The 12,334-nt window shown below is 51.3% G+C and carries 11 protein-coding genes; 1 reads left to right on the top strand and 10 read right to left on the bottom strand.

The features are described 5' to 3' along the window. Positions 1-111: 111 nt before the first annotated feature. The 9 genes from hypB to K9N57_09620 all read right to left on the bottom strand — a co-directional run bounded on the left by hypB (position 112) and on the right by K9N57_09620 (position 9,922). The gene (hypB, locus tag K9N57_09660; protein ID MCF7804444.1) at positions 112-939 is read right to left on the bottom strand and encodes a hydrogenase nickel incorporation protein HypB; all 828 of its coding nucleotides are present in this window, start codon (positions 937-939) and stop codon (positions 112-114) included. Between the two features lie 22 nt (positions 940-961). Next, positions 962-1,297, bottom strand: a complete 336-nt coding sequence (locus tag K9N57_09655; GenBank protein ID MCF7804443.1) for a hydrogenase maturation nickel metallochaperone HypA — start codon at positions 1,295-1,297, stop codon at positions 962-964. A gap of 611 nt (positions 1,298-1,908) precedes the next feature. Continuing rightward, positions 1,909-2,406, bottom strand: coding sequence for a HyaD/HybD family hydrogenase maturation endopeptidase (locus K9N57_09650; protein MCF7804442.1), 498 nt, complete (start codon positions 2,404-2,406; stop codon positions 1,909-1,911). Position 2,407: 1 nt separating this feature from the next. Then, the gene (locus tag K9N57_09645; protein MCF7804441.1) at positions 2,408-4,123 is read right to left on the bottom strand and encodes a nickel-dependent hydrogenase large subunit; all 1,716 of its coding nucleotides are present in this window, start codon (positions 4,121-4,123) and stop codon (positions 2,408-2,410) included. A gap of 20 nt (positions 4,124-4,143) precedes the next feature. Further along, positions 4,144-5,355, bottom strand: coding sequence for a Ni/Fe-hydrogenase cytochrome b subunit (hybB, locus tag K9N57_09640; GenBank protein MCF7804440.1), 1,212 nt, complete (start codon positions 5,353-5,355; stop codon positions 4,144-4,146). Continuing rightward, complete coding sequence (gene hybA, locus K9N57_09635) at positions 5,348-6,343, bottom strand: hydrogenase 2 operon protein HybA (GenBank protein MCF7804439.1); 996 nt, start codon at positions 6,341-6,343, stop codon at positions 5,348-5,350. Before hybA ends, hybB begins: the two co-directional genes overlap by 8 nt. Positions 6,344-6,364: 21 nt before the next feature. Continuing rightward, on the bottom strand, positions 6,365-7,534 hold the full coding sequence (locus K9N57_09630) for a hydrogenase small subunit (GenBank protein ID MCF7804438.1): 1,170 nt from the start codon (positions 7,532-7,534) through the stop codon (positions 6,365-6,367). A 224-nt stretch (positions 7,535-7,758) separates the two neighbouring features. Next, positions 7,759-8,244 carry a MerR family transcriptional regulator gene (locus K9N57_09625; protein ID MCF7804437.1) on the bottom strand — a complete coding sequence of 162 codons (486 nt, stop codon included), beginning with the start codon at positions 8,242-8,244 and terminating at the stop codon, positions 7,759-7,761. A gap of 838 nt (positions 8,245-9,082) precedes the next feature. Next, positions 9,083-9,922, bottom strand: coding sequence for a sulfite exporter TauE/SafE family protein (locus tag K9N57_09620; protein MCF7804436.1), 840 nt, complete (start codon positions 9,920-9,922; stop codon positions 9,083-9,085). A gap of 339 nt (positions 9,923-10,261) precedes the next feature. On the opposite strand from K9N57_09620, the gene otsB reads away from it, so the two are divergent. Further along, positions 10,262-11,059, top strand: a complete 798-nt coding sequence (otsB, locus tag K9N57_09615) for a trehalose-phosphatase (GenBank protein ID MCF7804435.1) — start codon at positions 10,262-10,264, stop codon at positions 11,057-11,059. On the opposite strand, the gene K9N57_09610 is transcribed toward otsB, so the two are convergent. Further along, positions 11,048-12,229 (bottom strand): inorganic phosphate transporter, encoded by a 1,182-nt coding sequence (locus tag K9N57_09610; protein MCF7804434.1) that lies wholly within the window; start codon positions 12,227-12,229, stop codon positions 11,048-11,050. The two genes, otsB and K9N57_09610, sit on opposite strands and share 12 nt — an antisense overlap. Between the last annotated feature and the right edge of the window lie 105 nt (positions 12,230-12,334).

Genomic DNA, 12,334 nt, shown 5'->3' with positions numbered 1-12,334 from the left:
ATGGAATTCAAAGGCTTCCCAATTTAGCCTCGCAATCTCATTGCGAGGCAGGTTCCAGTTTCTATACAAATCATTTCCTCTGCGCTCTTTGCGTCTCTGCGGTGAGGTTTTTTAATCATTCCCAGCTGGCTTCACCCACTCCAACCACGCGTCCATGCCTTCGCTGGTGGTGGCGGAAAGTTCGAAGAAGGTGAGATCCGGGTTCACCTGTCGCGCGTAATCCTTGCAGGCTTCCACGTCGAAGTCTACGTACGGGAGCAGGTCGATCTTGTTGATGACGCAGACGCTGGATTCCGCAAACATGGTCGGGTACTTCACCGGCTTGTCCTGCCCCTCGGTCACCGAGATAATCACCACCTTATGATGCTCGCCGAGGTCGAACAGCGATGGACAGACCAGGTTACCGACGTTTTCGATCATCAGAATGCTCTCGTCAGGCAGTTCCAGCTTCTGGATGGCGTCGTTCACCATTTTTGCGTCCAGGTGACACCCTTTTCCAGTGTTGACCTGTACTACGTCCACGCCTGTTTTATCGATGCGGTCGGCGTCCTGCATGGACTGCTGATCCCCTTCGATGACGGCGATGGAGACGTCATCTCTGAGTGCTTCGACGGTCTTCTCAAGAAGCGTCGTCTTCCCGGAGCCGGGAGAACTCACCAGATTCAGTGCAAATATTTTCCTGGTTTCAAAGATGCCCCGATTTCGCTCGGCCAACAGATTATTCTCCCTGAGTACGTCCGTTTCCACATCAATGGTTGTCGTATGACTGTTTCCGTGATCATGGGAATGGCCGTGCGAATGGTTATGATCATGGTCGTGCTCATGATCATGATTGTGTGAATGTTCGATGCCCTCGGCGTGCATTTTCGCATGCTCCCGGGCTTCTCCGGGAGTCTGAATGGTAGTTGTGCCCTCTCCGCATCCACATGTGTCACACATTTTGGTACTCCTTTTCCTGCAATTATTCGACTTCGATTGACGTGACCCGTAATTCCTGCCCCTGCGACGGCTCTACGGTGTATCCCCCGCATTCCGGGCAGACGGCGAACCTCTCCTTCATCGGAACGGACACACCACATTTCCTACAATTCCCTTTCCCCGGAATTCGCGTGATGTCCAGGGTAAGATCGGGATATCGTGAGGACTGCTTCAGCGCCTCGAAGCAGAACTCCAGCGCCTCGAACTCGATGCCCGCCAGCTCACCGATTTCCACGGAGATGGAGAGCAGCTGATCGTGCCCATCCATGGACTGCTCGGCGATCTCCAGAATATTAGTGGCGATGGACATCTCATGCATGAAAAACAGGCCTCACTTCAATCATTACAAATATACTCTTATTCTGCATATTTCTGCTCTATAGTACTTTTGCAAAACGTGTGCCGGTAGTAACCTTGCGGTTTTTACGGGCAGAAACAGAGACGATTTTCCAGATCTGAGAACCGGAGATGCTAAATGAGAAAAAGGGAATCGGTTTTTTATTCGATTTTATCATCAAAACGGTAATATGGATCGAATAAATTACCTTTATGTAAGTTTTAGTTAATTGTAACTATCAATCTTTACAAAATGCAGTATGGTCAACAGAAAAAGTCTGAGAAAATTTACATGTAGGGACGCGGTTTACCGCGTCCGTCTGTACCATTCAGCCAATTGTTTCGGACGCGATGAACCGCGTCCCTACTTTCTAATTCTTCGTGTAGAGACGTTTCCCCGACATCTCGGGACAGGTATGAAACGTCTCTACCCCAACGGGTAACTGCTTGTTTTATAGTACCGAAAATCCCACAGGTTCAAGAGCAAAGAAGCTATCAACCTGGCATTCTAAAACGACCTCCATGCTACATCTCTGCAATGTTGGTGAATGTATTTTCGCCTCGTTGTAGAAAGATACCAAGGCGCCTATCCACTCAAACCTGAATACCTTCCGTAGCCTCAACCGCTTCAACTCCCCATTCACCCAGCTGCGCGACCACAGCTTCCAGCACCTGCGGAAAGACCGAACGCATTTTCGGCGAGAGTTCCAGGGCAACTTCCATTGAGTCTGGTTGCACTCCAATGAGGTGGATTGCCGGGGGCCGGATGTCCAGGAGTTCCGCAGCGCTGAGGACATCAGTTAATCCCAGGTGATGCAGGGACATTTTCTCCTTCAGTTGAGATTGCACCTGCCCGTTGCCAAGTTTCACAATGCTGCCGGGCGCCAGATCAAAGTCCACCGCGTCGACGATCAGCACTTTTTCCCGGCCGTCCAGCTTGTCGATGAGTTCCAGGCCGGCGGTGCCACCGTCCACCAGATCCACCGCCGGCTCGAATTGGTATCGCTCTTCCAGCGCCCGGATGGCGTGAATTCCGACGCCTTCGTCCTGCATCAACAGGTTGCCGACGCCCAGTACGAGGATATCGTTCATATCAGACGCTGCACGCGTTGTTGGTCTGGACCCGGGCGATATTCTGCTTCTTCTCGTCGTACAGATGGATGGCACACGCCAGGCACGGATCGAAGGAGTGTACCGTCCGGAGTACCTCGAGCGGCTTGTCTTCCTGTGCCACAGGATTCCCGACCAGCGAGGCCTCATACGGCCCCAACTCATCGTTCTGGTTTCGCGGGCCGGCGTTCCAGGTTGACGGTACCACCGCCTGGTAGTTTTCGATCTTTCCGTTGTTAATCACGATCCAGTGGGAGAGGGTTCCGCGCGGCGCTTCGTGGAAGCCGAAACCGGTCTGGGTTCCCTTGGGGAAGGTCGGCTCGTTAAAGGTGTCCATGTCGCCGGAACCGATGTTCTCCACAAGCATGTTGTAGTTTTCCTTGAGCTGGTTGTACAGCACCGCACAGCGGACTGCCCTGGCAGCGTGCCGGCCGATGGATGAATGCAGCGCGCTGATCGGTACCTTCGTCCCGGCGATGGCGCTCACCTTCTCCAGTGCCAGGTTCGTATACTTCTGCGTTGTCGGATCACCTGCCGCATACATCCCGAGTACGTTCGCCAGCGGGCCGACCTGCGCCGGCTTCCCGGCAAAGCTTGGTGATTTCACCCAGGAATATTTCCCGTTATCATCGAAGTCGGTGTACTTCGGCACGGTCTCCTCGTCGTACGGATGCCGCGTCCAGTCACCGTCGTACCAGGCGTGCTTGATGCTCTCCTGCACGTTCTCCCGGAAGAAGTCATCCTGAAACGACTTGATGGCCTGAAACGAGCCAACGTCACCGTTCTTAATATAGCCGCCGGGAGTACCGAACTTCGTCCCCGCCGGGTCGATGGGAAAATCCGGAACACTCAGGTAATTCATGACGCCGGATCCGTAATTCAGCCAATCCTTGTAGAAGGCGCCAACTGCGGCCACATCGATGAGATATACCTGCTCAATAAAAGCCCCGAGTTCATCGATGAGTTTCTTCACATAGGTCAACCGTTCCAGATTCAGCGCGTCCTCGCTGTCGGGATTGATGGGATTCGCCACGCCGCCGACTGCCAGGTTCTGGATGTGCGGCGTCTTGCTCCCAAGGATGGTAACGATCTGGTTGGCCTTGCGCTGGAACTCGAACGCCTGCAGGTAGTGTGCGGCTGCCAGCAGATTCACTTCCGGCGGCAGAATCATGGCCGGATGGCCCCAATATCCATTGGCAAAAATGCCCAGCTGGCCGGAGTCAACAAAGCTCTGCAGTTTCTTCTGGACAGCAGTAAACTCTTCTACGCCGTTCATATGCCAGCCGGACAGACTCTGCGCCAGAGACGATGCCTTCTTCGGCGACGCTTTCAGTGCGGAGACTACGTCCACCCAATCCAGCGCAGACAAATGATAAAAATGCACCATGTGATCGTGGACGCCGTGGGCGGCAATAATCATATTCCGGATGTACTGGGCGTTCACGGGAATTTCCATCTCCAGCGCGTTCTCAACCGCCCGTACCGAGGTGATCGCATGCACCGTGGTACAGACGCCACAAATTCGCTGGGTATAGATCCAGGCTTCTCTGGGATCGCGTCCCTGGAGAATGGTCTCGATGCCGCGCCACATCTGTCCGGACGACCAGGCGTTGGTGACTTCGCCGTTATTTACTTCGCAGTCGATGCGCAGGTGTCCCTCTATGCGGGTGACCGGATCGACAGTTATACGCTTTGCCATAGTATATTCCTCCTGATGGATTATGCTGTTTTGTAGAGAACTTTCGGGAGTATCGGCAGCCTTTTTACCACAATCATGTAAATCATGATTTCAAAGCTGATAAGCCCGATGGTAATAAAAATTTCGGAAAATGCCGGAAAGTAAACCCAGCCCGGCCCCGGATCGAATCCGATGAGATAGGTATTAAACCGGTAAATGCTGCCTGCCAGGACGATCCCCACCCCAGAGATAAACAGGTTGAATCGCTTGGATCTGGCTTCTTTGGAAAACAGGATGAGCATCGGTACGACGAACAACAGGTTTTCCAGAATGAAGGAGGTGCCCTCAAGCGGATCAACGAACAGGGCCCCGAATGCTCCGCGATAAATCAGATCACCGGCGCGGAACAAGAGATAGATCAGAATGAGATACGGTACGAAACCGGTGAGTTTCACCAGGAGCCGCTTCTCCAGGCGCGTTCCAAGGATGGTAGAAGCCGCGAACGATTCCACTACTACGGCAGCGTATCCCATAATCAGCGCGGTGAACAGGAAAAACGCCGGGAGCATCATGGTCTGCCAGAGCGGTGAAAGTTTGTCGCCGGCCGACATCATCATGCTGCCCAGTGAGGACTGATGCAGTGTCGGCAGCAGCACGCCCAGGGCGATGAAAATGAAAATCACTTTTTGTAATCGCTGCCGGAGTTTGCTGGAACCGTATTTCTCCAGGAATGCCGGGGAGATTTCCACGATCAGCACCAGCGTGTATGTGGCCACGCTGAGCGCCACCTCCACCATGATGGAACTGGTGATGTTCGAGTACTGCGGCAGGAACATGTTAATCAGGTTCCAGTACCGGCCGGTATCGATGACAATCGACGCACCGGCGAACAGATAACCCAGAAATGCCGTCAACAGCGCCGATCGCACCAGCGGATCGTATTTGCCTTTATTGAAGATGTAGACCAGCAATGCCATGGCGTATCCGCCGCTGCCTATGGCCGTACCGACTACCACGTCGTAGGCAATCCAGACACCCCAGGGATAGCCGTGGGACAGGTTGGACACCGCGCCGATACCGAAGATGAAGCGCTTCGCCATGAAATAGACACCAATGGCGGCGATGGCCATAATTATTTTGAACGGCGTCGTCATAATCGGCCCGCCCATGGCCACACTCTTGTGCAAATCCGTGTCGGATGAGGTAGTATTCCGAACCCGGATTGTCCGTTTTCCAGATTTATCGTCACTCATTAGTGGCCTCCTCGTCTGAACGGTTGTGATATTTCACGCTCTGATGGGCCGCATAGAGTAATCCCACGAACAGCGCCGCCGGGGCGATCATTCCCCGATACAGCGTGTGCTGTAAACCCGCGGTAACCGATGCATTGGAGTGATCCGGAAGATCAGGGAATCCGAGTTTGCCAAATGGCACTGCCGAGAGTATCAGATACTGGGTACCGCCGCCCTCTTCTTCGCCATACACGTAGTTCACATATTCATGAACCTCGTGAGATGTTGTCTTCCTGGAATCCACCGTACTGACGGGAAAGTCATATTTATCTCCGGGCGTCAATTCCAGGCGTTTGTGAGCTTCGTTCAGCAGTTCATCAACACTCCCATAGATGGATGCGCCGGTGGGACACGCCTCGCAGCAGCCGGGGATTCCGCCTTCGGCGAGCACGTGATTGCAGAGCTGGCACTTCTGTATCTGTCCGAACGGATCGTCGTATTCGAATTTCGGTATTCCATACTGGCACGCGATCTGGCAGTACCGGCAGCCGCAGCAACGCGTCTCATCGTAGCTCACGATGCCAGTGACCGGATCTTTGGTCAATGCCGTCACCGGGCAGACCGATACGCAGTCCGGATCGATGCAGTGCATGCAGTGGCGCTTGATATAGGAAAATCCGTTCTTCTCCCGATCCTTCACAGCGCCGTCACCATCCTTGTACAGTTTAATTTTATTCAGAGTCTTGGAACTGAGATCTTTTGGTGAATCCCAAACCTTCCCGACGTCGAGTTCATCGTTGACGTATGAGGACTCCACCGGCATACTGTTGTTTTCCTTGCAGGCAACTTCACAGGCTTTGCACCCTATGCAAACCGTGGCATCGTACAGAATGCCTACGGCGTCCTGCGACAATGCAGCGCGGGCTTCCGACCGCACGGTTCTGGCCGTGGTCGCAGTTACCGCCCCGGCGGAAATCACCCGGAAGAAGTCTCTTCTTTCAAGTTTCATGGTTGATTCCTTTCGTTGCGGTTATTCATCGGACTGTTCGGCCTGTTCATCCTCAGCATCCTGCTTTCGGAGTTCCTTGGCCATCATGGCCCCCGCTCCGGCGGCCACGCCAGCCGCGCCACCGACTAATGCGGCGGCACCAATGGAAAGCCCGTTACCGCGTTCTTCAGCCACCCTCGGATAAAATGCCGGCGGGACAATCTCCGCCACGCTCGCCTGCTGGTGAAGCGGCTTGGTGAAGGCAACTTCCTCCTCGGTACAGCCGAAGCAGGGATGTCCGGTGCCCACCGGCCAGGCGCCCGAACCGACGTCACCGTAGAGAATCGATGGACAGTTGGCGTGGGTTTCCGGCCCCTTGCAACCCAGCTTGTAGAGGCACCAGCCCTGCCGGTGGCCGGAATCGCCGAACTGCTCGGCGAATCGTCCGGCATCGAAGTGGGCCCGGCGCTCACAATTCTCGTGGATAATTTGTCCGTAGGCGAACTTCGGACGGCCTTTTTTATCGAGTTCAGGGAGCTTTTTCAGGGTGAGATAATGGACGACGGTCTGCGTTAAATTATAGGGACTCGGCGGACATCCCGGCAGGTTGATGACGGGCGTCTTGGCGTCCGGCATTACTTCTGTTACACCCTTGGCGCCTGTGGGATTCGGTCCGGAAGAGGGAATTCCACCCCAGGAGGCACAGGAACCGATGGCGACTGCGGCAGCGGCTTTCGGGAGCGTCTCTTCCAGGATACTGACCGCCGTTTTATTGCCGATCTTGCAATAGATTCCGCCATCTTTGGTGGGAATGGAGCCTTCTACCACCAGCAGAAATTTTCCGGCGTAATTCTCAATGGTCGCCTGTTTGGCAGCTTCCGCCTGGTGACCCGCCGCCGCGAGCAAGGTTTCGGAATAGTCTAAAGAGATAATGTCCAGGACCAAACTCTCCACAGTAGGATGGGTCGCGCGCAACAGACTTTCGGTGCAGCCGGTGCAGTCCTGAAAGTGCAGCCAAATCACCGGCGGTCGCGCCGGATCGGTTACAGCTGCGGCAACCTTATCGGCTAACGTAAACGGAAGTGCCATAGCCGCGGACATTGCGGTGCAAAACTTGATAAACTGGCGCCGGGAGACACCCCGGGCCTCCAGTTCTTCCGTGTGGTGAACGGAAATTCTATCGTGAACTTCTGAGACATTTGGTCTGGCCATGGAGAGCTCCTTCGCGTTGAGTGAAGTTGGCTTTGTTCCGAAACCGGTGTATTACTGCAACTAAACGAATTACGGATCCCGCTTCATCCGGGCAAAACCTCAAGGCGAAAACGGTGCCGATTCAGATATTCGAATCAACGGATACCGATCTGTATCGGAATGCGGCCTGATACCAATGTGCAGCAATCGTCCGGTTTTTCTGTATCTATATCCAAAAATTCTGCTCAGGATGATGCAGAATTTTGAAAGAGCTTTCGCAGGTACGTCTTGCTGTGAACCAGTTCTTTGATGTTTTTACAGTCAAAGTACGTTTGATATACCTGACATGTATAACATTGATCTGAACGACAGATGTCTGGTTTGTTTTCCAACGCCCAGCAGGGGAGTCCGACCTGTTCAAAGGCCTCGCAGTTTTCATATTTTTCCCGGGTGCAATCTTTTTTAATTCCCCAGCACGGGATCATGGAACAAAGCCGCTTTATCCCCTCCAGATTCAGTCCCTTCTCGGTGATCATCCGCCGGATACATTTCAGCTTCTCCACGTCGTTATCGGAGAATCGCCGGTGTCCGGCGGTTGTTTTCCATGTGAGGATCAATCCTTCCCGCTCGTAGAGGCGGATAGTGTGCTCACTTACGTCCAACATTTTTGCCACCACGCCGATGGGATAAAGAGGCTCCAGTGAATTGGATTGCTCAACTGTGTCTTCCATATATTTCTTCGATTTGAAAATAGAACGAAGGTTAGATTTCAAAATATAGATTTACAATTTGTATGCCACGGGATGAGATTTGTGGTTTTCGGACACTCTGACTGGCTGCAAAGCCGCTAAATACGGTTTTCGGAAGGCTTTCTCCGAATAAATCCGGAAAACCCGGATATTGTTTATATTTTCAACACCTCAACTTCACTACTATTAAAAATAAGAACACTTTTTCCGAATTTTTCTCAGATTAAAGAACGATACATTTAATTATTGTAGATTTTTTCAACGTTTTAAATAAGATTATTTAGTCCGAAATATTGACTCAAATTGTTTCGTGATAGAAATTCCGATGACACAGATTATTGTGAGAATTTTATCTCGTCTGCTTAATACATGGATTACTCATCAGCAACAATTTCTGAAGCGTCACACACCAGCCCTGTAGGTGTCTGCCACCCTTCCGACAAGATCTTAGTGACAATCCGGGGCGTCAACCTGGGGCTGTCACCCTCAAGCGATTCCCATAGGGAGAGGTAAACACCGAAACGGGTGCTACCAAAATTCTAGCCTGGATTATTCATAAATTCGAAGAAGAACGAGCGCGCCGTACACTCCAACCTTCCGGGTCGCTGGCTTTTCCCGGAAGGTTACTAGCCTAATAAGCTACCCGCCAGGAAAAACCGAGCTGCCTGGCGGGTAAATCATTGGCTCTCCCCTTTCGGGCCGCCTCTCCTGCCAGGAAGGGGGGCTTCCCTGATTCCGTTCAAATTCATGAATAATCCAGGATAGGATAGTTATCTCGGTTTATGTTGGTCAATTTTTTGAATTTTATGAACTATTCAGGCTAATTAAACGACTTATAGATAATCAGTATTCCCATTGCCATGGTGAGGATGCCGATGATAATCTTCAGGTGGTCTTCATTGGACTTATTGATGGCAAACACGGAAAACGGAACGGAAATCAGCGCCCCGGTGAGCATCGGAATAATTATGCCCAGGTTGATATATCCCCCTTTTAAGAGAAACAGTGTAACTGCGATCAAACAGGTAAACGCCTCGGCAAATGAGGTGATGCCCACTGCAGTTTTCCCCTGCACCCCACTGAGGATCTGCCCGCTGGTGACGAGCGGGCCGTATCCGCCGCCGCTGACTGCCTTGTTGAATGACGCGATACCGGACAGGCTCAACATCTTCCAGTTCCGATAGGCGAGGATCCTGCGGGACAACAAAACAACAAAAAATCCCGACAGTAAAATGATACTGCCGATGACCGGCTTTAAAATGTATGCAGGTAATTGCAGGGCGAAAAGGACGCCGGCAGTTACACCGACTAAACTCCCGCCGGCAAGCAGGAGTGCGGGTTTAAAATCTTTGCCTTTCGGGCCAAAATCGACATTTTTGATCTCGTTATGAAAAAATGAGGCACTGAACCCACTAAGCAATTCCGAAAACAAAATCGTAGGCACAATTTCCGCTGGCTGGTATCCGACAAGCAACAATGTGGGAGTCAAAATCGTGCCATATCCCATCCCCAAACCACTATCAATAAGTTCGCAGGCAAAACAGAGCCCCAACAGCAACATTGTTTCCCTCGGTTTGAATTCACCGTACAGAATTCCGGCAATCACAAAAAATACTATAAGACATCCGATCCACACCATCCCCTTTGACCGATAGCTCATATCTCACTCCCCTTCCATACATTTGGAAGAATACCCTGACATTGTTATGCTGTGTGTAATTTTCCCGGAGAAATATGCTGTAAAATCATCTGTCTCACAACTGTTATTTTTACTAATAACTCTATTTTTTTAAGATGAAATGGGAATTTTTAGAATATTATAATTTTGTAAACTATTTAAACGTTAATAATATTATTTATGTTGATATTATACACAGTCCATCCCTCCCGATTCACTCATAGTACACCAGCTCAAACAATTTCAAATTTTCCCTTTTGCTCTCATCTTTGATTTGTATTTTCAAGAATTGTCAAAAATTTATCTGCGGAGGGAATTGCGATGAAATCGGAAGCCTTACCATCTGCACTTGATCATTTCGAATCAATCGAGTCAAAATTTATCGGAAGCCGTCTCTTCGTTTTTCTTGATTATGACGGGACACTGACACCAATTGTGAACAATCCGGAAGACGCGCAGTTGTCCTCCGAAATGCGACATACATTGAGTGAACTGGCCGAGCTGACTACCGTGGCTATCGTCAGCGGTCGGGATCGCATGGACATCGAAAACTTGATCCGTCTGGAAAACCTGATATATGCAGGAAGTCACGGATTCGATATCTCCGGGCCGGACGGTCTTCAGTTACAATATTCCGGTGGTGAGGCCGCACTTCCCGCTCTGGAGGAGGCTGAAGAATCATTAAAGTCTCAACTCTCCGAAATTTCCGGTGCTCAGGTGGAGCGAAAAAAATATGCCATTGCCGTCCATTACCGGAATGTTGCGGAAGATGATGCTGAGCGGGTTATCGATATTGCCACATCCGAAGCGGAGAGTCATGACACGCTGAAACCAAGTCCCGGTAAAAAGATTTTGGAGCTGAAACCCGCTATCGACTGGGATAAGGGCAAAGCCCTTCTCTGGTTGCAGGATGAACTGGCGTCAGGAACGGGGGACACTGTTCCAATGTATATCGGGGACGACAATACCGACGAAGATGCACTAGCAGTGATACAGGATGAAGGGATCGGAATTTTAGTCGGAAGTCATGGAGCCAGAACTTATGCGAGATACGGATTAAAAAATGTAAAAGAAGTTTACGACTTTCTGCGGTGGTTGAACGAAGCGCTACGGGAATAAGCCGCTTTTGACATCTTTGGGCGGGTTTTCCATCCTTACTGTCAGCGTTGTTATTTCCCCTGGGTAATCTTTGGCAATACTGTTATTGAATTCCGATTCGAGAATTTCAATCTTTCGGGTCTGAGTTACTTCCGCAACCACTTCTTGCTCAAACAGGTTTTGTGCAAAAAAGAGCGCAATAAAGCTGATAACACACGCAATTACCGGCGCCATCACCCAGCCCATGGCAATCCGGCCGAAGACGCGATAGCGGACACCCTGAGCGCCTTTAGCCAGTGCTAACCCGAGCACTGCTCCGATGACGGCCTGCGAACTGGAGAGTGGTACCAGCGGGATGGTCGGCAGCCCATGAGAGGCCAGCCACTGTTCCAATCCCTCGGACGCAAATAAAAACAGAACTACCGACTCGGCCAACACGACGATGAGCGCGGTAATTGGCGTCAGTTTAAACAGATCGTTCCCCACTGTTTTCATCACCTTATCGGAATAGGTATAAATTCCAACACCAATAGCCAGGGCACCCAGCAGAAAGAGTTGTTGGGTTCCGGACAGTGAGATACCGAGTATTTCCATCGACTGAAACGGTGATGCCGGTACAAACACCCCCATCACATTTGCAATATTATTTGCACCCAGACTATACGCACCGAATGCACCGATAACAATGAGGCCAAGCCGGTTGTAGGCATCCCGGCGAACCAGGTGAATTTTGATACGAAAAATGGTCTTCTTTGCGAGAAAAAATAGTCCGAACGAAAACACACCGGCCAGCAGAGGCGATGCCACCCATGCACCCAAAATTTTGGTAAGCGATCCCATATCCGTGGGCCGGCCCGTAAACAGATTCCAGCCAATAATGGCTCCGACAATAGCCTGGGTGGTAGAAACCGGGATGCTTAACCGGGTCATCCAGGTGACGGCAACCGCCGCCGCGACAGCAACGGTAAACGAACCGGCCAAGGCATTCACGGCTCCCAGCCGACCGAGCGTTTCTGTGGCGCCGGCACCGCTGAATACCGCTCCAAGGATCACGAAAATTGCGGCAACAATAGCGGCAACCTTAAACTTGACCATCCGGGTTGCCACGGCAGTACCAAAGATGTTTGCAGCACTGTTGGCACCAAGTGACCATCCCAGAAAAAGTCCGCCCAGCAGATAGAACCAGATCATAACGACAGTGTGAAAGTGTTCATGTGTTCAAGTATTCAAGTTAAAAAATGTGTTACAGTGTTAATGTGTTATAGTGTTATAGTTAAAAACGGTCATGCGTCTGGA

It is taken from the genome of Candidatus Neomarinimicrobiota bacterium, assembly GCA_021734025.1.
In the GTDB taxonomy this organism is placed as follows: domain Bacteria; phylum Fidelibacterota; class JAANXI01; order JAANXI01; family JAANXI01; genus JAANXI01.
Note: the sequence above shows the minus strand (reverse complement) of the source record. Positions and strands in the feature narration are given on the sequence as shown.